This window comes from Cupriavidus sp. 05T42, from assembly GCF_056396345.1.
Genome location: NZ_JBFTLH010000002.1, coordinates 225416 through 251516, shown reverse-complemented (window position 1 = coordinate 251516; position 26101 = coordinate 225416). Strand labels below are relative to the sequence as shown.

Genomic DNA, 26101 nt, shown 5'->3' with positions numbered 1-26101 from the left:
GGCAACGCCCGACCGGATCGCGCCGGCCCTCCGGCAGTCATGCCGCGGCGGCGGACGGTTTTTGTCCAGACCGGCCTGCCGCGCCCGATTCGCACCAATAAAACAGTATGGCCGTATTCACCACGGTCTCGCAGGACGAGATCGCCCGCTGGCTGCTTGACTACGACCTTGGCGAAGTCCGCGCGTTGCGCGGCATTGCTTCCGGGATCGAGAACAGCAATTTCTTTCTGACCATGGAGCAGGATGGCGTCACGCGCGAGTACGTGCTGACCATCTTCGAGCGGCTGACCTTCGCGCAGCTGCCGTATTACCTGCACCTGATGGACCATCTGGCCCGACACGGCATCAGCGTGCCGGCGCCCGTGGCCGCGCGCGACGGGGAAATCCTGCGCGCGCTCAAGGGCAAGCCGGCGACCATCGTCACGCGGCTCTCCGGGGCGTCGCAACTGTCCCCGCAGGCCAGCCACTGCGCCGAGGTGGGCACCATGCTGGCCCGCATGCACCTGGCCGGGCAGGACTATCCGCGCCAGCAGCCCAACCTGCGCAGCCTGGCCTGGTGGCGCCAGACCGAGCCCGAGATCCTGCCGTTCCTCGACCCGGCCCAGCGCCAGTTGCTGGCCGGCGAGATCGCCCACCAGACCGCGTTCTTCGGCAGCGCCGACTACGCCGCGCTGGCCGGCGGCCCGTGCCACTGCGACCTGTTCCGCGACAACGTCCTGTTCGACACCGACGCCAGCGGCGCGCCGCAACTCGGCGGTTTCTTCGATTTCTACTTCGCCGGCAACGACAAGTGGCTGTTCGACCTGGCCGTGACCGTGAACGACTGGTGTATCGACCTGCCCACCGGCGCGCTGGACGTTGACCGGGCGCAGGCCATGCTGCGGGCTTATCATGCGGTGAGGCCGCTCACGGCGACCGAGGCCGCGCATTGGCAGGACATGCTCCGTGCGGGCGCGCTGCGCTTCTGGGTATCGCGTCTGTGGGACTTTTTCCTGCCGCGCGAGGCCGACATGCTCCAGCCGCACGATCCGACCCACTTCGAACGCATCCTGCGCCGCCGTCTCGACGACGCCGCACCGCTCCCCTGGATCTGATTCGCCATGCAACTACTGGAAGTTCCCGCCAAGGAAGGCTACGTCTGGTTCCGCCAGGGTATCTGGCTGTTCCGCAAGAACCCGCTCGCGTTCCTGATGCTGCTGTTCATCTACCTGATTGCCGCGCAGCTCGCGATCTTCGTGCCGCTGTTCGGCATCATCGCGCTGCTGGTGGTCACGCCGGGCATCAACGTGGGGGTGATGACGGCCTGCCGCGATGTCATCCAGAGCAAGCGCGTGCTACCGACCGTGCTGCTGGCCGGGTTCCGCAGCAATGGCAAGCAGGCCATGCGGCATCTGTTCGTGCTGGGCGGCATCTACGCGGCGATGGTGTTCCTGCTGAGCCTGATCGCCACGTCGCTGGTTGATATCGGCGCGCTGGCGCAGGTGGTGCTGAAGGGCGAGGAGCCCACGCCGGACGCGATGCGCCAGCTCTACCTGGCCATGCTGACCGGGGCAGCGCTCTACACGCCGATCGCGATGCTGTTCTGGTTCGCGCCGATGCTGACTGCCTGGCACGGCGTGCCGCCGGTGAAGGCGCTGTTCTTCAGCTGGACGGCCTGCTGGCGCAACCGGGGCGCGTTCTTCGCCTACGCCGGCCTGTTCGCCGTCCTGATCGTGGCGCTGCCGCTGTTCCTGGAGGTAATCTTCGCCGCGATCGGCGCGGAGACGGTGCTGTCGTTCCTGGTCACGCCGTACTCGCTGCTGATGCTGGCGATCCTGTACTGCTCTTTCTACGCCACCTATCGCGGCTGCTTCAACATCGTGCCGGCCGAGGCCACCGACACCCAGAACGTCAATCCATGACGTATTAGGCACTTGGCCGGGGCTACCCCCGGCCAGGGCCCGGCTTTAGTCGATGGTGTCGAGCTTGGCCACCGCCAGCGCCAGCCACTTGGCGCCGTGGCGCTTGAAGTTGATATTGGCGCGCGCATCGGCGCCCTCGCCTTCCAGCGCCGTGATCTTGCCTTCCCCGAACTTGTTGTGGAACACGTTCTGGCCGACCCGGAAGCCGGTGTCGGCCGCGCGCTTTTCCTCGGCGTAGTTCTTGCCGGTGTCCATGCCGCCCGTGGGCCGGGTGCCGCTGTAGGGCACGTCCTCGGGCTTCTTGAACCAGTCGCGGCCCCAGCCGCTTTCCCGCTCCCCGCCGCCCTGGCGGTTGCGGCCATAGCCGCCACCACCGCCGCCGCCACCGTATGCACCGTAGGCCTGTGCCGGCGGCGTGATCCACTTCAGCGACGCCTCGGGCAACTCCTCGAAGAAGCGCGAGCGGATGTGATATCGCATCTGGCCGTGCAGCACGCGGCTCTGGGCGAAGGACATATAGAGCCGCTCGCGCGCCCGGGTAATCGCCACGTACATCAGGCGGCGCTCCTCCTCGAGCCCATCGGCCTCCATCGCGCTGTTCTCGTGCGGGAACAGGCCCTCTTCCAGCCCGGTAATGAACACCACGTTGAATTCGAGGCCCTTGGCCGCGTGCACGGTCATCATCTGCACCGCGTCCTGGCCAGCCTGGGCCTGGTTGTCGCCGGCCTCCAGCGAGGCATGGGTCAGGAAGGCCACGAGCGGCGTCATCACCACCGGCAACTGCTCGGGATCGAGCACTTGGAGCACCTGGTCGCCATCGGCCAGCACTGGCGCGGCGTCGCCGATCCGGTTGGCGGGCAGCACGCTGGCCAGCGCGTCGAGCCCATAGCCCTCTTCCACCACGAAAGCCTGCGCGGCGGTGACCAGTTCCTGCAAGTTCTCGATGCGGTCCTGCCCTTCCTTCTCGTTCTGGAAGTGCTGGATCAGGCCGCTGGTGTTGATCACATACTCCACCGTCTCCGGCAGCGTCATGCGCCGCGTCTCGGCCCGCATCTGCTCGATCAGGCGGATAAACGCGCCCATCGTGCTGCCCGCCTTGCCCGGCACGTAGGCCACGGCCTCGGAGAGCGAGACGTTGTACTGGCGCGCGGCGTCCTGGAGCAGCTCCAGCGAACGCGCCCCGATGCCGCGCGTCGGGAAGTTGACCACCCGCCCGAACGCCGCGTCGTTGCGCGGGTTTTCGATCAACTGCAGATAAGCGAGCGCATGCTTCACTTCGGCCCGTTCGAAGAAGCGCAGGCCGCCATACACCCGATAGGCGATGCCGGACGAGAACAGCGCGTGCTCGATCACCCGCGACTGCGCATTGCTGCGATACAGGATGGCGATCTCGGAGCGCGACATCCCCTGGGCGATCTGGTCGCGGATCTCCTCGACGATCCACGAGGCCTCCTGCCCGTCCGAGCCGGCCTGGAACACCCGCACCAGCTCGCCGTGGCCCGCGTCCGTGCGCAGGTTCTTGCCCAGCCGCCGCGCGTTGTGGGCGATCAGGTGGTTGGCCGAATCGAGGATGTGGCCATGCGAGCGGTAGTTCTGCTCCAGCTTGATCAGGTGGCGCACGCGGAATTCGCTCTCGAAGTCGCGCATATTGCCGACGTTGGCACCCCGAAACGCGTAGATGCTCTGGTCGTCATCGCCCACGGCGAACACGGCCGCCGCGCTACCCGTGCCGTAACCGGCCAGCAGCTTGAGCCACTGGTACTGGAGCACGTTGGTGTCCTGGAACTCGTCCACCAGCACGTGGCGGAAGCGGTGCTGGTAGTGCTGGCGGATGGCGTCGTTGTAGCGCAGCAGTTCGTAGCAGCGCAGTAGCAACTCGGCGAAATCGACCACGCCTTCGCGCTGGCACTGCTCGTCGTAGGCGGCGTACAGGTCGACGAAACGACGGTTGAAATCGTCGTTCGCCTCCACGTCGCGGGGGCGCAGCCCCTGCTCCTTGGCGTTGTTGATGAAGTACTGGACGTTCTTGGCCGGATACTTCTCGTCATCGACATTCAGCGATTTCAGCAGCCGCTTGAGCGCGGAAAGCTGGTCCTGGGTGTCCAGGATCGAGAAGGTCTGCGGCAGCCCGGCGTCCTTGAAGTGCGCGCGCAGCATCCGGTTGCAGAGCCCGTGGAAGGTGCCGATCCACATGCCGCGCGTGTTGATGGGCAGCATGGACGACAGGCGGGTCTGCATCTCCTTGGCCGCCTTATTGGTAAATGTCACGGCCAGCACGCCGGCCGGCGACACCCGGCCGTTCTGGATCAGCCAGGCGATGCGGGTGGTCAGCACGCGGGTCTTGCCGCTGCCCGCCCCCGCCAGGATCAGGGCCGGTTCATCGGGCAACGTGACGGCGGCGAGTTGTTCGGCGTTGAGATTGGCAAGCAGGCTGGACATCGGGGAAGGGGCCTTTTGGCCGCGTGGGGCCGGGGAATGGCGGCAATTATACCGGGGGGACCGGGGCCGCCAGCGGCACCCGGCAGCCGTCGGCGTCGGCAAATGCGCACCGGCACCCCCGCCTCCCCTATAATTTGACGTTTTCCCGGCCCGACGCCGTGGCGCGCCGACTGGTTTCGATGGATTTCGATCAGTCCGCCCACCGCCCAGCCCCGACCCGCATACCTCGACATCCCCAGCATGACCGCCCAAGACCAGTCCCTTGCCAAGAGCTTCGAACCCGCCGCCATCGAGGAGAAGTGGGGCCCCGAATGGGAGCGCCGCGGCATCGCCCAGCCCACGATGGACGCCAATCGTCCCGATTTCGCCATCCAGCTGCCGCCGCCCAATGTGACCGGCACGCTGCACATGGGCCACGCGTTCAACCAGACCATCATGGACGGCCTGACGCGCCACGCGCGCATGCGCGGCGCCAATACGCTGTGGGTGCCGGGTACCGATCACGCGGGTATCGCCACGCAGATCGTGGTGGAGCGCCAGTTGGAAGCCCAGGGCGTGTCGCGCCATGACCTCGGCCGCGAGAAGTTCGTCGAGAAGGTCTGGGAGTGGAAGGAGGAGTCGGGCTCCACCATCACGCGCCAGGTGCGCCGCATGGGGGCGTCGATCGACTGGACGCGCGAGTACTTCACGATGTCGCCCGAGATGTCGCAGGCCGTGACCGAGGTATTCGTCCGCCTGTTCGAACAGGGCCTGATCTATCGCGGCAAGCGCCTGGTCAACTGGGACCCGGTGCTGGGCACGGCCGTGTCCGACCTCGAAGTGGACAGCGTGGAGGAGGAAGGCTCGCTCTGGCACATCCACTACCCGCTGGCCGAGCCGGACGCCGTGCACGGCCTGACGCACCTGACCGTGGCCACCACGCGCCCGGAAACCATGCTCGGCGACACCGCCGTGATGGTCCACCCCGAGGACGAGCGCTACGCGCACCTGATCGGCAAGTTCGTGCACCTGCCGCTGACCGATCGCCAGATCCCCGTCATTGCCGATGAATACGTCGACCGCGCCTTCGGCACGGGCGTGGTCAAGGTCACGCCGGGCCATGACTTCAACGACTACGCGGTGGGCCAGCGCCACAACCTGCCGCAGCTCTCGATCCTGACGCTGGACGCCAAGATCGTCGCCGACGCGCCGGCCGCCTACGCCGGCATGGACCGCTTCGAGGCCCGCGACAAGATGGTGGCCGACCTGAAGGAACAGGGCCTGCTGGGCGAGGTCAAGAAGCACAAGCTGATGGTGCCGCGCAGCGAGCGCACCAGCAGCGTGATCGAGCCGATGCTGACCGACCAGTGGTTCGTCGCCATGAGCAAGCCGGCCCCCGAGGGCACGTTCTATCCGGGTCGCTCGATCGCCGAAGTGGCGCTGGACGCCGTGCAGAGCGGCGAGATCAAGCTGGTGCCCGAGAACTGGAACAGCACGTACAACCAGTGGCTGGCCAACATCCAGGACTGGTGTATCAGCCGCCAGCTCTGGTGGGGCCATCAGATCCCGGCCTGGTACGACGACGCCGGCAACTGCTTCGTCGCCCGCACCGAGGAAGACGCCCGCGCCAAGGCGCAGGCGGCCGGCAGCACCGGCCCGCTGCGCCGCGAGGAAGACGTGCTCGACACGTGGTTCTCGTCCGCGCTAGTGCCGTTCTCGTCACTCGGCTGGCCCGAGCAGACGCCGGAACTGGAGCACTTCCTGCCGTCGTCGGTGCTGGTCACGGGCTACGACATCATCTTCTTCTGGGTGGCGCGCATGGTCATGATGACCAAGCACTTCACCGGCCAGGTGCCGTTCCACACCGTGTACGTGCACGGCCTGGTGCGTGACTCCGAAGGCAAGAAGATGAGCAAGTCCGAGGGCAACACCCTCGACCCGGTGGACCTGATCGACGGCATCGAGCTGGCCCCGCTGCTCAAGAAGCGCACCACGGGCCTGCGCCGCCCGAAGGACGCGCCGCGCATCGAATCGAAGACGAAGAAGGAGTTCCCGGACGGCATTCCCGCGTTCGGCGCGGACGCCCTGCGCTTCACCTTCGCCTCGCTGGCCACGCTGGGCCGGAATATCAACTTCGACACGGGCCGTTGCGAGGGCTATCGCAACTTCTGCAACAAGCTCTGGAACGCCACCCGCTTCGTGCTGATGAACACCGAGGGCCATGATTGCGGCATGGGCCCGTGCAGCAACGACTGCGGCCCGGACGGCTACCTGCACTTCTCGCAGGCAGACCGCTGGATCGTCTCGCTGCTCCAGCGCGTGGAAGGTGAAGTCGAAAAGGGCTTCGACGAATACCGTTTCGACAATATCGCCAGCGCAATCTACAAGTTCGTCTGGGACGAGTATTGCGACTGGTACCTGGAACTCGCCAAGGTGCAGATCCAGACCGGCACCGAGGCCCAGCAACGCGCCACGCGCCGCACGCTGCTGCGCGTGCTGGAGACGGTACTGCGCCTGGCGCACCCGATCATCCCGTTCATTACCGAGGAACTCTGGCAGAAGGTGGCCCCGCTGGCCGGCCGCGCCAAGGGTGACGGCAGCGAGACCATCGCGCTGCAGGCCTACCCGCTGCCGGCCGCCGCCAAGATCGACGAAGCCGCCGAAGCCTGGGTGGCCCAGCTCAAGGCCGTGGTGGACGCCTGCCGCAACCTGCGGGGCGAGATGAACATCTCGCCGGCCCAGCGCATTCCGCTCTACACGCACGGCGACAGCACCTTCCTGAACGCCGCGGCAGCGCAAATCCAGGCGCTGGCGAAACTTTCCGAGGTGAAGGTGTTCGAAGACGAGGTCGCCCTCCAGAAGGAAGGCGCAGGGGCGCCGGTGGCCATCGTCGGCGGCAATCACCTGCTGCTGAAGATCGAGATCGACGTCGCAGCCGAGCGCGTGCGCCTGGGCAAGGAGATCGACCGGATCAGCAATGAAATCGGCAAATGCCGGGGCAAGCTGACCAACGAAGCCTTCGTGGCCAAGGCGCCGCCCGCGGTTGTGGCGCAGGAAACACAGCGTTTGTCGGATTTCGAACAGACGCTGGCCAAGCTCCAGGATCAACTACAGCGTCTGCCCGCCTGACGGGTTCGCCACTTCTGCGCCACCGGCACGAAAGTTGCGACTCGACTGGTATCCGGCCTCGTTCATGTGTAACGACATGTGACTGTTACGTCAGCGTCGGACGAAGCCGGACAGACGGCGCCCTCCCTGTACGGCACGGTGTTACACCGGATTGAAAAGGAAAGCTGAAATGGAAAACCGCGTCACCAAGGCCGTCTTTCCGGTCGCTGGGCTAGGTACCCGATTCCTCCCCGCGACCAAGGCGAGTCCCAAGGAAATGCTGCCAGTGGTGGACAAACCGCTGATCCAGTACGCCGTGGAAGAAGCCATGGCCGCCGGCATCACGGAAATGATCTTTGTCACGGGCCGCTCCAAGCGCGCCATCGAGGACCATTTCGACAAGGCGTACGAACTGGAAATGGAGCTGGAGGCCAAGAACAAGCAGGCCCTGCTCGATGTGGTGCGTTCGATCAAGCCTGCGCACGTGGAGTGCTACTACGTGCGCCAGCCCGAGGCCCTGGGCCTGGGCCACGCCGTGCTGTGCGCGGCCAAGCTGGTCGGCGACACGCCGTTCGCGGTCATGCTGGCGGACGACTTGCTCGACGGCGACGTGCCGATCATGAAGCAGATGGTCGACGTCTATAACCACTACAACTGCTCGGTCCTGGGCGTGGAAGAGATCGCGCCGGAACAAAGCCGCTCCTACGGCGTGGTGGAAGGCCGCGAATGGGACGAGCGCGTGATCAAGATGTCCGGCATCGTCGAGAAGCCGGCCCCCGAGGACGCCCCGTCGAACCTTGGCGTGGTGGGCCGCTACATCCTCACGCCGCGCATCTTCGACCACATCCGTGAACTGAAGCCGGGTGCCGGCGGCGAGTACCAACTGACCGATGCCATCCAGTCGATGCTCGACCAGGAACAGGTGCTGGCCTACCGCTACAACGGCGTGCGCTACGACTGCGGCAGCAAGCTCGGCTACCTGAAGGCCACTGTCGAGTTCGCCCTGAAGCACCCGGAAGTGCGCGACGAGTTCAGCGCCTATCTGGCCCAGCGCGGATAAGCGTTCCGCCCCGGCATGAAAAAGCCGCCTCGATCGAGGCGGCTTTTTTTATGGCCGGGGGCCAGGCGGTCTTAGCGGCGCTTCATGTAGAACACGAACACCTTGTCCACCTCGGCGTGCGACAGCAGCTCGTTGCCGGTCTGCTTGGCGAAGGCCTGGAAGTCGCGCGTGGCGCCCGGGTCGGTGGCCAGCACCTTGAGCACGTCGCCGCTGGCCATGTCCGCCAGCGCCTTCTTGGTCCGCAGGATCGGCAGCGGGCAGTTCAGGCCGCGCGCGTCCACTTCTTTCTGGAAGTCCATTCCTCTCATCCCACTTATTTTTGGTCGATGCCGTATTGTAACGAAGCGGCGACAAGGCTGAAGTCCGTCGGCCGGCGCGGGTCGGGGATGTCCTCGCCCGAGGCGCGGTCGAAGAAGCGCACGGGCAGCCCGCGCCGCTCCAGGAAATCGGCCACGGCAAAGCCGGTGCCGGCGTTCCAGATCCGCATCTTCTCGGGCGCCACGAGCTTGTATTCGGCCAGTTCCTCGGACAGTTCGATGCGCCCCGTCGCCTTCACGTGATAGGCGATAATCAGCTCGTTCTTGCGCATGAACTCGTAGACGCCGATCAGCGACGCGGATTCCGTGTCGAGATTGGTCTCCTCCTTGAGTTCGCGCGCCACGCCCAGCTCGGGCGTCTCGTCGCGCTCCATGAAGCCGGTGACCAGCGCGAACATCCCCTCCGGCCATACCGCGTTGCGCGCCAGCAGCAGCTTGTCCTCGTACTCGACCACCGCCGCCAGCACCGGCAGCGGGTTGTTCCAGTGCACGAAGCCGCAGCCGTCCTGCACGCAGGCATGACGATAGCGGCCGGACATCGGCAAGTGCTCCAGCGGCGCCCCGCATTGGGGGCAGAAACGGTACGGTTGCATCGGAGGGGGCTCCAGGGGTTCAGAGGGCGCAGGCCGCGCGGATATCGGCGGCGAACGCTTCCACGGTCTCGGGTTGCAGGTCCCACGAACACATCAGCCGGCAACCGCCCGCGCCGATGAAGGTGTAGAACAGCCAGCCCTTGGCGCGCAAGGCCTCGATGGCCGGCAGCGGCAGTTCGGCGAAGACCGCGTTCGATTCGGTCGGGAACATGATGCGCACGCCGGGAATGTCGACGATGCGCTGGTGCAACAGTTGCGCCATCGCGTTGGCATGGCGGGCGTTGGACAGCCAGACATCGTTCTCGAGCATGCCCAGCCACGGCGCGGAAATGAAGCGCATCTTCGAGGCCAACTGCCCGGCCTGCTTCACCCGGTAGGCGAAGTCCTCGGCCAGGCGGCGGTCGAAGAACACCACGGCCTCGCCCACCGGCAGGCCGTTCTTGGTGCCGCCGAAGCACAGCACATCCACGCCAGCCCGCCAGGTGATCTCGGACGGATGCACGCCCAGCGCCGCCACCGCATTGGCGAAGCGCGCGCCGTCCATGTGCACGCGCAGTTGCCGCCGCTTGGCGATGGCCGCAATGGCGCGCACCTCCTCCACCGTGTAGACCGTGCCGACTTCCGTCGACTGCGTGAGCGAGACCACGCGCGGCTTCGGATAGTGGATGTCGGTGCGCCGCGTGACCAGCGCCTCCACCGCATCGGCGGTCAGCTTGCCGTTGACGCCGGGCGCCGTGAGCAGCTTGGAGCCGTTCGAGAAGAACTCCGGCCCGCCGCACTCGTCCGTCTCGATGTGCGCCAGTTCATGGCAGATCACCGAGTGGTACGACTGGCACAGCGACGACAGCGCCAGCGAGTTGGCCGCCGTCCCGTTGAAGACGAAGAAGACCTCGCAGTCGGTCTGGAACAGGTTGCGGATGCGGTCGCAGACCTGCTGGGTCCAGGAATCGTCGCCATAGGCCTTCTCGTGGCCGCTGGCGTTGGCCTCGAGGAAGTATTTCAGCGATTCCGGGCAGAAGCCGGCGTAGTTGTCGGAGGCGAAGTGCTGCATGGGCGGGTCTTTACTTCTTGTCGATCCAGAGCGCGCCGCCGGTGGCCCAGTTCTCGCGCTTGATATCGGTGATGATGATGTCCACTGCCGACACCGAGCAGCCCAGCGTCTCGCAGGTGACGCGCGTCACTTCCTCGACAAACTTGCGCTTTTGCTCGACCGTGCGGCCTTCGAACATCTCGACGTGAAACGTGGGCATGCTGCTGACTCCGTTTTTAGGGATTTTGCGAGACTCAGTCTCGGTAAGAGGGATCGATTCTATCGAGTTTGCGCAGCAGCGAGGGCCATTCCATCTCGCCCTCGACGGCGCCGTTGTCGTACAGCTGCATCGAAGTGCGCTCGGCCACGTCAGCCGGCGGCTGCACTGTGGCGCGGCCCGCCTGCGCGCCGAGCTGGATCTCGCAGGCCTTGATCAGGGTGGCCATCAGCACGTAGGCCTCGGCCACGGTGCGGCCCACCGTCAGCGTACCGTGGTTGCGCAGCAGCATGGCCGGGTGCTGGCCCAGCGACACCGTGAGCCGGGCCCCTTCGGCCGGGGTGAACGCCAGGCCCTCGTAGTCGTGATAGCCGATGCGGCCGTGGAAGCGCATGGCGTGCTGCGACAGCGGCAGCAGTCCGTCCGCCTGCGCCGAGACCGCGATGCCGGCGGTGTTGTGCAGGTGCATGACGCAGTGCGCATCGGCCCGCGCGGCGTGCACGGCGGCGTGGAGGGCGAAGCCGGTCACGTTGACCGGGTGCACGGTCTCGCCGACCACCTCGCCCCGGCCATTGATCTTGACGAGGTCCGACGCGCGAATCTCGTCGAACGCGAAGCCGAACGGGTTGATCAGGAAGTGGTCCGGCTCACCGGGCACGGTGGCCGAGATATGGGTGTAGATCAGGTCGTCCCAGCGCTCCAGCGCGGCCAGCCGGTAGGCGGCGGCGAGGTCGGTGCGCACGCGCGCCTCCTCGGCGCTGACGGGAACGGCCGGGCCCGCGGCACGCGCGGGCTGCAAGGCAAAAGACATGGGGACATTCGCTCCGCGGCCGCCCTGCTGCGAGGCGTGCTCCAGACACGTGCGGGTTCAGTCCCGGTCGAGTAGGCGGCGCAGGCGTAACTGTAGCGCAGTCAGCGCGGGGCGGCAGCGTCCCGCAACGGCATGGCGCGGACCATCCAGCCGAGGATGCCCGCCCCCACCAGCAGCGCGGCGGCGGCGGTGGCCAGGGATGCCGCAAAGCCGCCCGTGCGCGCCACCAGCGTGGTGGCCAGCGGCGGGCCGGCGATCTGCCCGAGCGCGTAGGCGGCCGTCATCAGCCCGATCAGCTTCGGGGCGGCGCTGCCCCACAGCCGGCGCGCCTCGCGCATCAGGAACGACACCAGCGCCGTGAACGGCAGGCCGACGAGCAGGCTGCTCAGCGCGAAGCCCGGCACGGTCGGCCAGAATGCCGCCACGGCCACGCCAACCGCCTGCACCGCGTACAGGATCATCGCCAGCCGGCGGTTGTCGTGATGCATGCCCACGCGCGTGGCCAGGAAGGCGCCAATGGCCACGCCAGCGCCCAGGATCGGCCAGAACAGGTCCGCCCAGACCGCGCCGGGCATGGCCTGGCGGGCGATCACGGGCAGGAAGGTCGCGGTGATGATGTAGCCGAAGCCGGCGAGGCCGTAGGCCACGGTCAGGGCCCAGGTTTCGAGGTCCAGCCGGGGTGTCGGGGCGACTGCCTCCGCATGCCCTGCACTCCCCGGCTGTCCGGCCCGCGCCTGCAGGGCCGGCGGCGGCGCGCCGAACACGCGCCAGACCGGCGCCAGCAACAACGCGCCGAGCACCGTGAAGGCGATCCAGCCCCAGTTCGCCAGCCAGTGCGCGCCGACCATGCCGAACGCCGACAGCCCGGTCACGACGATCCCCACGCCGGGACCGCAGAACATCAGCCCGCCCAGCGTGGGATGGCCCAGTTCGGCCAGTCGCTGCATGCACCACGCGGTGGCGTAGACCATCACCAGCGCGCTGGCGATGCCCGCAATCGTGCGCCATGCCAGCCACGCGGGCATGCCGCCCGGCAGCGCCATGGCCAGCGTGAGCACCACGGTGAGCACCAGCGACACGCGCACCATCCGCACGGGATCGGGGCGGATGAACAGGCACAGCAGCGCCCCCAGCAGGTAGCCGATGTAGTTCAGCGTGGCCAGCGCCCCGCCCTCGGCCAGCGTGACGGTGCCGTCATGCAACATCATCGGCAGCAGCGGCGTGAAGGCGAACCGACCGATGCCCATCGCCAGCGCCAGCGACACGAAGCCAGCCATGGCCACCGCCCAGGGTCCGGCAGTTTGCGGGGCCGCGCGGGCGGCGGAGACATCGGTATTCACGAGAGACATGATCGGGGGGCGGGTTCGGCTGGCGGCCAGCGGGATTCCTGACTATCCTAGTCGCATTCATCCATCACATAAAATGAATTATTGAGATAGCATCAATCTCAATTCAAGAAGGAAGCCGATCATGGATCTCGCCGCACTCGAAATCTTCCGCACCGTGGTGGAGGCCGGAGGCATCACACGCGCCGCCACGCGGCTGCACCGCGTGCAGTCGAACGTGACCACGCGCATCCGGCAACTGGAGCAGTCGCTCGGCGTGGAGCTGTTCCTGCGCGACGGCAAGCGCATGGTGCTCACCCCGGCCGGGCAGACGCTGTTCGACTACGCGCGGCGCATCCTGCAACTGTCCGACGAGGCTCGCCACGCAGTGCAGCCGGCGCGGCCGCACGGGCGGCTGCGGGTGGCGTCGATGGAAAGCACGGCGGCCAGCCGGCTGCCGACGGTACTGGCGCGCTATCACCAGGCGTGGCCGGACGTCGAACTGGAACTCGTGACGCTGCCAACCCGACAGGCGCTGGACGCCCTGCGCCGCTTCGAGGTCGATTGCGCCTTCGTCGCCGAGCCGCTCGGCGATGCCGAACTGGTCACCCGGCCCGCCTTTACCGAGGAACTGGTGATCATCGCCAGCGCGCAGCATGCGCCGATCCACTCCGCCGCCGACCTGGAGCGCCACACGCTGCTCGCGTTCGAGGCCGGCTGCAACTACCGCACGCGCTTCGAGCAGTGGTGCAATCGCGACGGCCACGCGGCGGGGCGGGTGATCCAACTGGGCTCCTACCATGCCATCGTCGCCTGCGCGGCGGCCGGTATCGGCGTGGCGATCATGCCGCGCTCGGTGCTGACGCTATACCGCGACCTGCCGCAGATCAGCATCCACCCGCTCGGCGACGAAGGGGACGTGACCACCGTGCTGGCGTGGCATCCGGCGATGGGCAGCGCGGCGCTGGCAGCGCTGGCCGACATGCTGCCGGGTGTATCGGACATCACGCAAAAGGCTGCCTGACCCCTTCCGCTTCGGATTCCTTGCCCGCGCTGCGGCGTGCAAGATGTGGCCGGTCGCCTACACTGAAAGTGGCGCTGCCACGGCATACTCGCGGGCCGCGCCCCGCCATGACATTCGTCTTCGCGCCGCTACGATCTTTGGTTTGCCGGATGGCGATGGGGCTGGCCATGCTCCTCGCCCTGCCCGCGATGGTCTACGCCCAAGGCGCTTCAACGCCCGCCGCCAAGGCTGGCGTGGCCCCCGTCTATGTCATCCCGATCAAGGGCGCCATCGGGCCAGCCAGCGCCAGCTTCGCCACGCGCGGCATGGCGCAGGCGCAGAAGCAGAACGCGCAGTTGATCGTGCTGGAGATGGACACGCCCGGCGGGCTCGACGTGGCCATGCGCGACATCATCCAGGCCATCCTCGCCTCCCCGGTGCCGGTAGCGACCTTTGTCTACCCGGGCGGCGCGCGGGCCGCGAGCGCCGGCACTTACATCCTCTATGCCAGCCACATCGCCGCCATGGCGCCCGGGACCAATGTGGGCGCGGCGAGTCCGGTTGCCATCGGTGTCGGCGGCCCGAAGCCGGGTGCCTCGCCCGGATCTTCCCCCGCCAGTGCACCAGCCAGCGCGCCCGGCACCGAAGACACCATGGCACGCAAGCAGATGCACGATGCCTCCGCCTACCTGCGCGGGCTGGCCCAGCTGCGCCAGCGCAACGCCGACTGGGCCGAGCGCGCGGTGCGCGAGGCCGTGAGCCTCTCCGCCGACGAGGCAGTGGCCCAGCACGTGGCCGACCTCGTCGCGCCGGACCTGCCAGCACTGCTGCGGCAGGTCGATGGCAAGCGCCTGCAGGCGGCCGGCGTATCGCGCGTGCTGCACACCAACGATGCGCCCATCGTCACGGTCACGCCGGACTGGCGAGCGCGGCTGCTCGCCGTCATCACCGAACCCAGCGTGGCGCTGATCCTGATGATGATCGGCATCTACGCGCTGATGTTCGAGTTCTCCACGCCGGGCATGGTCGTGCCGGGCATCGTCGGCGCCATCTGCCTGCTGATCGGCCTGTTTGCGCTGCAAATGCTGCCCGTCAACTATGCGGGGCTGGCGCTGATCGCGCTGGGCATCGGCTGCATGGTGGCCGAATTCTTCCTGCCGACGTTCGGCGCGCTCGGGGTGGGCGGCATCGTCGCCTTCGCGTTTGGCGCGGTCATGCTGATCGATACCGACGTGCCCGGCTTCGGCGTGCCGCTCACGGTGATCGCGGCGCTGGCCGGGGTGTCGGCGCTGTTCCTGGTCGGCATGTCCGCGATGCTGATGCGCTCGCGCAAGCGCCCCGTGGTCAGCGGCGCGGACACGCTGGTCGGCAGCCTGGCCACGGTCATCGACGATACGCCCGCCGACGGCTGGGCGATGGTGCACGGCGAACATTGGCGAATTCATGGCGACGGCCCGCTCGCGCGCGGCCAGCGGGTACGCGTGACCGGGCGGCGCGGGCTGGTACTGGAAGTCGTGGCCGACATGGCCGCATCCCTGGAACACAACGGAGCGTGATATGGCATTCGGATTCAGTTTTGGTGGGCTGATCTTCCTGCTGGCATTGCTCGTGGTGGCCGCGATCCGCGTGCTGCGCGAATACGAACGCGGGGTTGTCTTCATGCTCGGGCGATTCTGGGGCGTCAAGGGGCCCGGGCTGGTGCTGCTCATCCCCGGCATACAGCAGATGGTCCGCGTGGACCTGCGCACGGTCGTCTTCGACGTGCCACCACAGGACGTGATCTCTCACGACAATGTGTCGGTCAAGGTCAACGCGGTGGTCTATTTCCGGGTCGTGGACCCCGAGCGGGCCATCATCCAGGTGGCCAACTTCCTCGAGGCCACCAGCCAGCTCTCCCAGACCACGCTGCGGTCCGTGCTCGGCAAACATGAACTGGACGAAATGTTAGCCGAGCGCGAGAAGCTCAACCTCGACATCCAGAAGGTGCTCGACGCCCAGACCGACGCGTGGGGCATCAAGGTGTCCAATGTCGAGATCAAGCATGTGGATTTGAACGAGACCATGATCCGGGCCATCGCCCGCCAGGCGGAGGCCGAGCGAGAGCGGCGGGCCAAGATCATCCACGCGGAAGGGGAATTGCAGGCTTCGGTGAAACTGCTGGAGGCGGCACAGATGCTGGCGCAGCAGCCTGAGGCCATGCAACTGCGGTATCTCCAGACGCTGACGCAGATTGCTGGGGATAAGAGTTCTACTATTGTGTTTCCGTTGCCGATGGATTTGGTTAGGGGGTTGATGAAGTAGGTTTTGGGTTTGGTTCTGTGGTGTTGGCTGTTGAGCGCAACAAAAACAAAAAGGGCGCCCCAAACCCCAGAGCGCCCTTCTCAACAGCTAGTAAATCCCTCAAACCTTACCAGCCACCCACTCCTTCACCCCTGCCAGCGCCGCCGGCAGATTCGCCGGCTCCGTCCCCCCAGCCTGCGCCATATCCGGCCGGCCGCCGCCCTTGCCGCCCACCTGCTGGGCCACAAAGTTCACCAGCTCCCCAGCCTTGACCTTGCCCGTCGCATCGGCGGTCACACCAGCAATCAGCGAAACCTTCCCATCCGACACTGCCCCCAGCACGATGGCCGCGCTCTTGAGCTTGTCCTTGAGCTTGTCCATGGTCTCGCGCAGCGTCTTCACGTCGGCGCCGTCGAGTTGGGCGGCCAGCACCTTCAGGCCGTTGATGTCGATGGCCTGCTCGGCGAGTTCGTCGCCTTGCGATGCCGCGAGCTTGCTCTTGAGCTTCTCGAGTTCCTTCTCGAGCGCCCGCACCTGCTCCTGCACCTGGCCGATACGCGGCACCAGTTCCGACGGCTGCGCGCGCAGCGCGGCGGCGGCTTCGTTCAGGCGGGCGTCGAGCGACTGCAGGTAATGCAGCGCGTTGTCGCCGGTAATCGCTTCCACGCGGCGAATCCCGGCTGCCACGCCCGCTTCCACCACGATCTTGAACAAGCCGATGTCGCCGGTGCGCGTCACGTGCGTGCCGCCGCAGAGTTCCTTCGAGGTGCCGATCGACAGCACGCGCACATCGTCCGCGTACTTCTCGCCGAACAGCGCCATCGCGCCGCTCTTCACCGCGTCGTCGAACGGCATGATCTCGGCATGCGTCGGCGCGTTGGCCAAAATCTCGGCGTTGACGATTTCCTCGACCTGACGGATCTCGGCGTCGCTCAGCGGCGCGTTGTGCGAGAAGTCGAAACGCGTCTTGTCGGCATCGACCAGCGAGCCCTTCTGCTGCACGTGGGTGCCCAGCACCTCGCGCAGCGCCTTGTGCATCAGGTGGGTCGCCGAGTGGTTACGTACCGTGCGTGCACGGCGGACGGCATCGACCTGCGCCGCCACGGTGTCACCCACCTTCAGCGGGCCGTTGGTCAGCGTGCCCTGATGGCCGAACACATCGGCCTGCACCTTGGTCGTGTCGGCCACGTTGAACACGGCCGCACCCGCCACCAGCGTGCCCTGGTCGCCCGCCTGGCCGCCGGACTCCGCGTAGAACGGGGTGTTGTCCAGCACCACCACGCCGGTTTGGCCCGGCTGCATGGTGTCGACGGACGCGCCGTCGACGTACAGCGCCGTCACGCGGGCGCGTTCGAAGCCCAGTTCGTCATAGCCGTGGAACACGGTCTTGTCGCCCGTGTACTCCAGGCCGGCGGCCATCTTGAACTTGCCGGCCGCACGGGCCTGCTCGCGCTGGCGGTTCATGGCGGCGTCGAACGCGGGTTCGTCCACCGCAATCTCCTGCTCGCGCGCCACGTCCTGCGTCAGGTCGAGCGGGAAGCCGAAGGTATCGTGCAGCTTGAACGCCAGTTCGCCGTCAAGCACCTTGCCGCCCTTGGCCTTGAGGTCGGCCACGGCGGTGTCGAGAATGGTCATGCCGTTCTCGATGGTCTCGAAGAAGCGCTCTTCCTCGGCCCTCAGCACTTCCACCACGCGCGACTGCGCCTCGGCCAGCTCCGGATAGGCCTCGCCCATCTGCGCCACCAGGTCCGGCACCAGCTTGTGGAAGAACGGCGTCTTCTGGCCCAGCTTGTAGCCGTGGCGGATCGCGCGGCGCACGATGCGGCGCAGCACGTAGCCGCGGCCTTCGTTGCCCGGGATCACGCCGTCGACGATCAGGAACGAGCACGCGCGGATATGGTCGGCAATCACCTTCAGCGAGTTCTGGTTCAGGTCGTCCAGATGGGTCTCGCGCGCGGCGGCCTTGATCAGCGCCTGGAACAGGTCGATCTCGTAGTTGCTGTGCACGTGCTGGAGCACGGCGGCAATCCGCTCGAGGCCCATGCCGGTGTCCACGCACGGCTTGGGCAGCGGCGTCATGTTGCCCTGCTCGTCGCGGTTGAACTGCATGAACACGAGGTTCCAGATCTCGATGTAGCGGTCGCCGTCTTCCTCGGGCGATCCCGGGGGGCCGCCCCAGACATCGGCGCCGTGGTCATAGAAGATTTCCGAGCACGGGCCGCACGGGCCGGTGTCGGCCATCTGCCAGAAGTTGTCCGAGGCGTAGCGCGCGCCCTTGTTGTCGCCGATGCGCACGATGCGCTCGGCCGGCACGCCGACTTCCTTGGCCCAGATGTCGTAGGCCTCGTCGTCCTCGGCGTAGACCGTGACCCAGAGCTTCTCGGCCGGCAGCTGGTAGGTCTTGGTCAGCAGTTCCCAGGCGTACTGGATGGCTTCGCGCTTGAAGTAGTCGCCGAACGAGAAATTGCCCAGCATCTCGAAGAACGTGTGGTGACGTGCCGTATAGCCCACATTTTCGAGGTCGTTGTGCTTGCCGCCGGCGCGCACGGAGCGCTGGGACGATGTAGCGCGCGAGTAGGGACGCTTATCGGTGCCCAGGAACACGTCCTTGAACTGCACCATGCCCGAATTGGTGAACAGCAGCGTCGGGTCGTTCGCCGGCACGAGGCTGGACGAGCGGACCACGGAATGGCCCTTCGACTCGAAGTACTGCAGGAACTTGCTGCGAATGTCGGAGACTTTCATGTTGTATCGGGCGCATCCCGCATCGTGGCAGGGCGCAGTCAGTCAGGTTGGATTTGCAAACCGTTGATTATACGGGGCAAGCCCCCTCCCGGGGCATTCTCGCGGGCGGCCGCCCGGCGGCGCGCACCGGGCGGGCTGGCGATGGCCGAATATCGCCCACCGTTGGCCTGGCGCCGCCCCGTGCGGGTGCATCGGCGCGGCGGGCCGGTGGTAGAGTGCTCCCCCACTATATCTACCGAGCCGCCACTGCCATGGGAGCCTTGAGCCATCTCCGCGTCCTCGACCTGACCCGCGTCCTCGCCGGGCCATGGTGCGCCCAGAACCTCGCCGACTTCGGCGCCGACGTGATCAAGATCGAGCGCCCCGGCGCAGGTGACGATACGCGCACATGGGGTCCGCCCTGGCTCAAGACCGAGGATGGCCGGGACACGGCCGAAGCCGCCTACTACCTGGCCGCCAACCGCAACAAGCGCTCGGTAACCTGCGACATCAGCACGCCCGAGGGCCAGCAGCTGGTGCGCGACCTCGCCGCCCAGAGCGACGTGGTGCTCGAGAACTACAAGGTCGGCCAACTCAAGAAGTATGGCCTCGACTACGAATCGCTCAAGGCGGTGAAGCCGGACATCATCTATTGCTCGGTCACCGGCTTCGGCCAGACCGGCCCGTACGCCCAGCGTCCCGGCTACGACTTCATCATCCAGGGCATGGGCGGCTTCATGAGCCTGACCGGCGAGCGGGACGACCTGCCCGGCGGCGGCCCGCAGAAGGCCGGCGTGGCCATTTCGGACCTGATGACCGGCCAGTACGCCACCATCGCCGTGCTGGCTGCCCTGGCCCACCGCGACCGGACCGGCGAGGGCCAGTACATCGACATGGCGCTGCTGGACGTGCAGGTGTCGATGCTGGCAAACATGAATACCAACTACCTCGCCAGCGGCGAGGCGCCGCGCCGCTGGGGCAACGCCCACCCGAACATCGTGCCCTACCAGACCTTCCAGGCCGCCGACGGCTGGATCATCGTCGCGGTAGGCAACGACGGGCAGTTCCGCAAGTTCGTGACGGCCGGCGGCCGGCCGGAACTGGCCGACGACCCGCGCTTCGCCACCAACCCGCAGCGCGTGGCGCACCGGGACGTGCTGGTGCCGATCCTGGCCGAGATGATCCTGCCGCGCACCCGCGAACAGTGGATCCTGGATCTGGAGCGCGCCGGCGTGCCCTGCGGCCCGATCAACACGCTCGACGAGGTCTTCGAGAACGAGCAGGTGCTGGCGCGCGGCCTGCGCGTCGATTTGCCGCACCCGACGGCCGGCGAGGTCAAGCTGGTGGGCAGCCCCATGAAGATGAGCGCCACGCCGCCCGAGGCGCTGCGCCATCCCCCGTTGCTCGGAGAGCACACGGAGGTGGTGCTGGGCGAGACACTCGGCTACAGTGCGGAGCACATCGCCGCACTGCGCGCGAAGGGCGTGGTCTGACCCCAATTCACCCCGACTCGGGAGCCACGCCGGCCGCAGCCGAAGGCGAGATTTTCTGTTTGCGTCCCCTGACTAATTAGGAGCATGCATGCTGACTGATGCCTTCCTGGCGTTTTTCCATTTTCTGGCGATCTTCCTCCTGGTCACGCTGCTGGCGGCCGAGGCCGTGGTGCTGCGCCCCGGGATGACGCCGGCCATCGTGCGCCGGCTGTCGCTGTACGACCTGCTCTACTTCCTGTCGGCCATGGTGGTGCTCGCCACCGGCCTGCTGCGGCTGTTCTACGGCGCCAAGGGCGTGGATTTCTACCTGCACAACCCGTGGTTCCACGCCAAGATGACCGTGTTCGTGCTGATTGCCCTGTGCTCGCTGCCGCCGACGCTCGCCATCGCACGCTGGCGCAAGCAGGCGCGCAAGCTGCCCGATTTCGTGCCGATGCCGGACGAGATCAAGCGCGCCCGCCGCTGGGTCATGATCGAGGCCCATGTGTTCATCCTGCTGCCGCTCTGCGCCGTGATGATGGCGCGCGGCATCGGCGCGCGCTGACCTTTTCATCGATCCGTTGAAGACTCCTGAGATGCTGAAGACCCTGCTGACGGCCACGAAGATGGCCGCCTCCGCCGCCACGCTGGCGGCGGCCACCCTGGCCACGCCGGCCCATGCCGCTGCCCCGGCCCCGGCAAACTGGCCGACCAAGCCGATCAAGTTCGTGGTGCCCTACCCCGCCGGCGGCCCGCTGGACACCGTGGCGCGCGCCATCGGCGAACGGCTCCGCGAAAGCCTGGGCCAGCCGGTCGTCGTCGAGAACAAACCCGGCGCGGGCGGCAACCTCGGCGCGGACTACGTCGCCAAGCAGCCGGCCGACGGCTACACCATCGTCATGGGCGCCGTGGCCACGCACGCCATCAATCCCACGCTGTTCGCCAAGATGCCGTACGACCCGGTGAAGGACTTCGCGCCGATCACGCTGGTCGCCGACGTGCCGAACGTGCTGGTCATGCACCCGGGCAAGGCCGCCGAGCTGCATATCAATACGGTGCGTGACCTCGTGGAGTACGCGCGCAAGCATCCGGGCAAGCTCGACTACGCCTCGGGCGGCAACGGCAGCGCCGGCCACCTGTCGGGCGAACTGTTCAAGAGCATGGCCCGCGTCAGCATGGTCCATATCCCGTACAACGGGGCGTCGCCGGCGCAGCTGTCGGTGCTGTCGGGCCAGACCGACCTGATCTTCGACAACCTCGCCTCGGCATCGGCCAATATCAAGGCCGGCAAGCTCAAGGCCTTCGCCGTGACCACGCCGGCCCGCGCCGCCGCGTTCCCGGAACTGCCGACCATCGCCGAAGCCGGCAAGGGCCTCGGGCTGGAAGGGTTCGACATCTCGACGTGGTTCGGCGTCCTGGCCCCGGCCGGCACCCCGCGCGAGATCGTCGACCGCCTCAACCACGACATCGTGGCCATCCTCAAGACCGACGATATGAAAGCCCGCCTGGCCCGCATCGGCGCCCAGCCGGCCCCCACCACCCCCGAGCAGTTCGGCGCCCTGATCCAGCGCGAACTGAAGAAGTACGGGCAGGTGGTGAAGGTGTCGGGGGCGAAGGTGGATTGAGGGGCGGACGACCCGTCAAGGCGCCTTGCGCCGTAACTGCCACATCTTGTCCTTGATCGTGTCCTCGGTGGCCGGGCCGCGTGGCAGGAGCAGGCCGACCTGGACGATCTTCGGGCCTTCCATGCGGGTCACGGTCAGGCGGAGGCCGGCGATTTCCAGGGCGTCGCCTTCCACGGGGGGCGAGGGGAATACCGCCAGCATCGCGTCTTCCAGGGACCGGGCCGCCTCGTCGGCGGTCAGGGGGCGGGTGGCGTAGAGGGCGGCCACGTCGCGCAGCAGGGCATCGCCGGACAGCAGGAAATCGTGCGAGAGCTGCGCCCAGGCCGGGGCGCGCGCCGCGCTCTGGAACAGCCGCGACAGCAGCGGCACCGACCCGCCGGGGGCCAGTACCGAAACGGCATCGCCCGCGCGCAGCACCACCTGCTCCAGCGGCACCAGCGCGCCGTCGCGCGCCACGGTCATCAGGCGGCTGCGCGGAGGGAGTTCGAGCTGGTCGGCGCGGAGGTCCACCACCGGCGCGTTGGCCGCCACGGAGAACTGCATCAATTCCAGCGCCGGCGAGCGGGTGCCCTGCAGGCGCTCCCGCGAGACCGGGTCGTTGTACGCCGGCCGCAGCACCCGGGCCAGCCGCGCCGCCAGCGCCACTGTCGTGCCCTGGCACAGCAGGCTGAACAGCACCACGGCGAATGCCACCCGGAATAGCAGCCCCGAGTCCTCCATGCCCTTCAGCAGCGGGAACAGCGACAGTACGATCGGCACCGCGCCGCGCAGGCCCATCCACGCCAGGAACCCCTTCTCGCGCCCATTGAAGCGGAACGGCAGCAGCGCGATCCACACCGCCACGGGCCGCGCCACCACCATCAGGAACAGCGCCACGGCGCCCGCCGGCAGCGCCACCTCCCAGATCCGGCTCGGCGTGACCAGCAGGCCGAGCAGCAGGAACATCACCGATTGCGCCAGCCACGCCATGCCGTCCATGGCGCGCATGGTGTCGTCGGTCACGGCCCGTTCGCGATTGCCGACGATCATCCCGGTCAGGTAGACCGCCAGGAAGCCGCTGCCGTGCGCCGACTGGACCAGCGCGAAGACCATGCAGCCGGCCGCACAGACCAGGATGGCCTGGAGGCCCTCGGCCACATGGATGCGCTCCATCACCCGCGCCACGCCCAGGCCCAGCACCACGCCGAGCACCCCACCCACGCCGAACTGCACCACCAGCCGCCACGCCAGCGCGCTGGCGGTCAGGCCGTCCGGCGCCGTGATCCATTCGATCAGCGTCAGGGTCAGGAAAATCGCCATGGGGTCATTGATGCCCGACTCGATCTCCAGCACGCTCGCCACCCGCTCCTTGAGCCGGATGCCGCTGCCGTTGAGCAGCGAGAACACCGCCGCGGCGTCCGTGGAGCCGACGATGGCGCCGAGCAGCAGGCCGAGCTTCCAGTCGATGCCGAGCATCCACGCCGCGAACAGCCCGACCAGCACCGCCGTAATCCCCACCCCAACCGTCGCCAGTGACAGCGATGGCCGCAACGCCACGCGGAAGGTGGCGAAGCGCGTGCGCAGGCCCCCGTCGAGCAGGATCACGGCCAGCGCGATATTGCCCACCAGGAAGCTGAGCCAGGTATTGGCGAAGCGGATGCCGCCGGGCCCGTCCACGCCGGCCAGCATGCCGACCGCCAGGAACACCAGCAGGAACGGCACGCCGAAGCGCGCCGAGAACACGCCGAGCAGGATGCCCAGCGTCATCACCACGGCGCCGATCAGGATGGCATGGTCGATACTTTCCAATCGATTCCTTTCATTGCGCCACGCTGGGCCGGGGGAGTGCGACCGATGATAGCGCACGCCCCTCCGCCGCCCTCCCGCCGCCCCGCCCGGTACCGGCGGCGGCACCTCGCCGCGACACCCCTTCCGCGCAATTTCCCTTGCCTTGTCAACGACTTACGTTCGGCTTTCGGACAACTTTCGCCTGACTTTCAGACGTCTGCGTAGGGAGATACCCTGAAGTTGACCCTGATTGCAGACATATGAAAGGTAGCTGAAAGGATGCGCTTTTAACTTCCACCCTGCTCGTGACGGGGTTGGGGGGAGCTGTCCCTTCGGGACGGTGCGCAACATGCGTACACCAATCACCGCACGCGGATTTCAAGCTTTATATCGAGGAGAATCATTTTGCGCATACGTAGCCAAAAGGACTTTGCCTCCGGCCTGATGTTTGTCCTGGTCGGATTCGGCTTTTCCTTCGTCGCCCGTGGCTATTCCATGGGAACGGCCGCCAAGATGGGACCGGGATACTTCCCGTTCTGGCTCGGCATCGTGCTCGCCATACTTGGCGCGCTAGTCCTGTGGGGATCGTTGTCGTCCAAGGGCGAGGAAGACCAGCTGGCCCGCTGGGATATCAAGAGCCTGCTGTGGATCCTGGGTGCCGTGGTGTTGTTCGGCCTGCTGCTCAAGCCGCTTGGCATGGTGCTGTCGGTGCTCGTACTGGTGCTGGTCTCCTCGATGGCCAGCCATGAATTCAGCTGGAAGGGAGCTATCCTCAACTCGATCATCCTCGTGGTGATCAGCCTGGGCGCCTTCGTGTACGGCATCAACCTGCAGATGCCGGTGTGGCCGGCTTTCCTGGCGAACTGAGGAGACGGCCGAAATGGAACTGTTGACCAACCTTGGTCTGGGCTTCTCCACCGCCCTGACCTTCCAGAACCTGGCATACGCCTTCGCGGGCTGTATTCTCGGGACCCTGATCGGCGTGCTGCCGGGCCTCGGGCCCCTGGCCACGATCGCCATGCTGCTGCCGGTGACCTACACGCTGCCCCCGGTGGCGGCGCTGATCATGCTGGCCGGTATCTACTACGGCGCCCAGTACGGTGGCTCCACCACGGCAATTCTGGTGAACCTGCCGGGTGAATCGTCGTCGGTGGTGACCACCATCGATGGCTATCAGATGGCGAGGCGAGGCAGGGCCGGGGTGGCGCTGGCCACAGCGGGTATCGGCTCGTTCTTCGCCGGCTGCGTGGCCACGCTGATCCTGGCTGCTTTCGCGGCCCCGCTGTCGGAACTGGCGTTCAAGTTCGGTCCCGCCGAATACTTCTCGCTGATGGTGCTCGGCCTGATCGGTGCCGTGGTACTGGCTTCGGGCTCGCTGGTAAAGGCCATCTCGATGATCGTGCTGGGCCTGCTGCTGGGCCTGGTCGGTACCGACGTGAACTCGGGCGCGGCGCGCTTCTCGTTCGACGTCCCCGAGCTGACCGACGGCCTGAACTTCGTGTCGGTGGCCATGGGTGTGTTCGGTTTCGCGGAAATCATCGCGAACCTGGAGCAGAAGGAACACCGCGAGACGTTCACGGATCATGTGACCAACCTGTTCCCGACCAAGGAAGACTTCAAGCGCATGATCCCGGCCATCCTGCGTGGCACGGCCCTGGGTTCGGCGCTGGGTATCCTCCCGGGCGGCGGTGCGGCACTGGCCTCGTTCGCGGCCTACTCGCTCGAGAAGAAGACCTCGAAGTACGCGCATGAGTTCGGCAAGGGCGCCATCGAAGGCGTGGCGGGTCCGGAATCGGCCAACAACGCCGCGGCACAGACCTCCTTCATCCCGCTGCTGACGCTGGGCATTCCGCCCAACGCCGTGATGGCGCTGATGGTGGGCGCGATGACCATCCACAACATCCAGCCCGGCCCGCAGGTCATGACCAGCAACCCGGCGCTGTTCTGGGGCCTGATCGCCTCGATGTGGATCGGCAACTTCATCCTGATCATCCTGAACCTGCCGATGATCGGTATCTGGGTCAAGCTGCTCAAGGTGCCGTACCGCTTCCTGTACCCGGCCATCCTGACGTTCTGCTGCATCGGCGTGTACTCGGTCCAGAACACCACGTTCGACGTGTTCCAGACCGCGGCCTTCGGCGTGATCGGCTACCTGTTCATCAAGCTCAAGTGCGAACCGGCGCCGCTGCTGCTCGGCTTCGTGCTCGGACCGATGATGGAAGAGAACTTCCGCCGCTCGCTGCTGCTGTCGCGTGGTGACTTCACCGTGTTCGTGACGCGCCCGCTGTCGATGGGCCTGCTGATCGCCGCGGCGATCCTGGTGGCGATCGTGGCGATGCCGTCGATCAAGTCCAAGCGCGAAGAAGCGTTCCAGGAAGAATAAGGCTTACCCTGGCCGGGGGTACCGGCCACACAACGCAAGCTCAGGGCGCCTTATGGCGCCCTTTTTT

Annotated in this window: 21 protein-coding genes; 12 read left to right on the top strand and 9 right to left on the bottom strand. The window is 66.9% G+C overall.

Annotated elements, in window-relative coordinates; genetic code table 11:
- The first annotated feature begins 107 nt into the window (after nt 1–107).
- On the top strand, nt 108–1094 hold the full coding sequence (locus AC1EJR_RS03230) for a homoserine kinase (protein WP_092290382.1): 987 nt from the start codon (nt 108–110) through the stop codon (nt 1092–1094).
- Between the two features lie 6 nt (nt 1095–1100).
- Entirely contained in the window at nt 1101–1901 is an 801-nt protein-coding gene (locus tag AC1EJR_RS03225; protein ID WP_092290384.1) for a BPSS1780 family membrane protein, read from the top strand.
- A 45-nt stretch (nt 1902–1946) separates the two neighbouring features.
- Here AC1EJR_RS03225 and AC1EJR_RS03220 read toward each other — a convergent pair whose 3' ends face one another.
- Complete coding sequence (locus AC1EJR_RS03220) at nt 1947–4340, bottom strand: UvrD-helicase domain-containing protein (protein WP_092290386.1); 2394 nt, start codon at nt 4338–4340, stop codon at nt 1947–1949.
- Between the two features lie 240 nt (nt 4341–4580).
- Between AC1EJR_RS03220 and AC1EJR_RS03215 the strand changes: the two genes are divergently transcribed.
- A complete protein-coding gene (locus tag AC1EJR_RS03215; RefSeq protein ID WP_092290388.1) occupies nt 4581–7448 on the top strand; it encodes a valine--tRNA ligase in 2868 nt (955 codons plus the stop codon).
- A gap of 169 nt (nt 7449–7617) precedes the next feature.
- Entirely contained in the window at nt 7618–8487 is an 870-nt protein-coding gene (gene galU / locus AC1EJR_RS03210; protein ID WP_092290390.1) for a UTP--glucose-1-phosphate uridylyltransferase GalU, read from the top strand.
- Nucleotides 8488–8558: 71 nt separating this feature from the next.
- Here the strand turns inward: galU and AC1EJR_RS03205 are convergent, their stop codons facing one another.
- From AC1EJR_RS03205 to AC1EJR_RS03180, 6 genes are all read right to left on the bottom strand, one after another.
- Complete coding sequence (locus AC1EJR_RS03205) at nt 8559–8786, bottom strand: sulfurtransferase TusA family protein (protein ID WP_092134760.1); 228 nt, start codon at nt 8784–8786, stop codon at nt 8559–8561.
- Nucleotides 8787–8800: 14 nt separating this feature from the next.
- A complete protein-coding gene (locus AC1EJR_RS03200; RefSeq protein WP_092290392.1) occupies nt 8801–9397 on the bottom strand; it encodes an NUDIX domain-containing protein in 597 nt (198 codons plus the stop codon).
- Between the two features lie 19 nt (nt 9398–9416).
- A complete protein-coding gene (locus AC1EJR_RS03195; protein WP_092290394.1) occupies nt 9417–10448 on the bottom strand; it encodes a threonine aldolase family protein in 1032 nt (343 codons plus the stop codon).
- A gap of 10 nt (nt 10449–10458) precedes the next feature.
- Nucleotides 10459–10647 (bottom strand): 4-oxalocrotonate tautomerase, encoded by a 189-nt coding sequence (locus AC1EJR_RS03190; RefSeq protein ID WP_092290396.1) that lies wholly within the window; start codon nt 10645–10647, stop codon nt 10459–10461.
- Between the two features lie 34 nt (nt 10648–10681).
- Nucleotides 10682–11455: a class II aldolase/adducin family protein gene (locus tag AC1EJR_RS03185; RefSeq protein WP_477112844.1), complete on the bottom strand. Its 774-nt coding sequence runs from the start codon at nt 11453–11455 to the stop codon at nt 10682–10684.
- 101 nt (nt 11456–11556) lie between these two features.
- On the bottom strand, nt 11557–12804 hold the full coding sequence (locus AC1EJR_RS03180; protein WP_477112843.1) for a YbfB/YjiJ family MFS transporter: 1248 nt from the start codon (nt 12802–12804) through the stop codon (nt 11557–11559).
- 121 nt (nt 12805–12925) lie between these two features.
- On the opposite strand from AC1EJR_RS03180, the gene AC1EJR_RS03175 reads away from it, so the two are divergent.
- The 3 genes from AC1EJR_RS03175 to AC1EJR_RS03165 all read left to right on the top strand — a co-directional run bounded on the left by AC1EJR_RS03175 (nt 12926) and on the right by AC1EJR_RS03165 (nt 16084).
- Nucleotides 12926–13804 (top strand): LysR family transcriptional regulator, encoded by an 879-nt coding sequence (locus AC1EJR_RS03175; RefSeq protein ID WP_092290402.1) that lies wholly within the window; start codon nt 12926–12928, stop codon nt 13802–13804.
- A 107-nt stretch (nt 13805–13911) separates the two neighbouring features.
- The gene (locus AC1EJR_RS03170) at nt 13912–15339 is read left to right on the top strand and encodes an NfeD family protein (protein WP_477112842.1); all 1428 of its coding nucleotides are present in this window, start codon (nt 13912–13914) and stop codon (nt 15337–15339) included.
- 1 nt (nt 15340) lies between these two features.
- Nucleotides 15341–16084 carry a slipin family protein gene (locus tag AC1EJR_RS03165; RefSeq protein WP_092290406.1) on the top strand — a complete coding sequence of 248 codons (744 nt, stop codon included), beginning with the start codon at nt 15341–15343 and terminating at the stop codon, nt 16082–16084.
- 99 nt (nt 16085–16183) lie between these two features.
- Here AC1EJR_RS03165 and alaS read toward each other — a convergent pair whose 3' ends face one another.
- A complete protein-coding gene (gene alaS, locus AC1EJR_RS03160) occupies nt 16184–18808 on the bottom strand; it encodes an alanine--tRNA ligase (RefSeq protein WP_477112841.1) in 2625 nt (874 codons plus the stop codon).
- Between the two features lie 251 nt (nt 18809–19059).
- Here alaS and AC1EJR_RS03155 point away from each other — a divergent pair, with 251 nt between their 5' ends.
- From AC1EJR_RS03155 to AC1EJR_RS03145, 3 genes are all read left to right on the top strand, one after another.
- Entirely contained in the window at nt 19060–20280 is a 1221-nt protein-coding gene (locus tag AC1EJR_RS03155) for a CaiB/BaiF CoA transferase family protein (RefSeq protein WP_092290410.1), read from the top strand.
- A gap of 88 nt (nt 20281–20368) precedes the next feature.
- A complete protein-coding gene (locus AC1EJR_RS03150) occupies nt 20369–20824 on the top strand; it encodes a DUF2214 family protein (RefSeq protein WP_092290412.1) in 456 nt (151 codons plus the stop codon).
- Between the two features lie 31 nt (nt 20825–20855).
- Nucleotides 20856–21884 (top strand): tripartite tricarboxylate transporter substrate binding protein, encoded by a 1029-nt coding sequence (locus tag AC1EJR_RS03145; RefSeq protein WP_092290414.1) that lies wholly within the window; start codon nt 20856–20858, stop codon nt 21882–21884.
- Between the two features lie 15 nt (nt 21885–21899).
- Here the strand turns inward: AC1EJR_RS03145 and AC1EJR_RS03140 are convergent, their stop codons facing one another.
- Nucleotides 21900–23672 (bottom strand): potassium/proton antiporter, encoded by a 1773-nt coding sequence (locus tag AC1EJR_RS03140; RefSeq protein ID WP_092290416.1) that lies wholly within the window; start codon nt 23670–23672, stop codon nt 21900–21902.
- Nucleotides 23673–24056: 384 nt separating this feature from the next.
- Between AC1EJR_RS03140 and AC1EJR_RS03135 the strand changes: the two genes are divergently transcribed.
- Entirely contained in the window at nt 24057–24518 is a 462-nt protein-coding gene (locus tag AC1EJR_RS03135; RefSeq protein WP_092290418.1) for a tripartite tricarboxylate transporter TctB family protein, read from the top strand.
- A gap of 13 nt (nt 24519–24531) precedes the next feature.
- Nucleotides 24532–26034, top strand: a complete 1503-nt coding sequence (locus AC1EJR_RS03130; protein ID WP_441590591.1) for a tripartite tricarboxylate transporter permease — start codon at nt 24532–24534, stop codon at nt 26032–26034.
- Nucleotides 26035–26101: the final 67 nt, after the last annotated feature.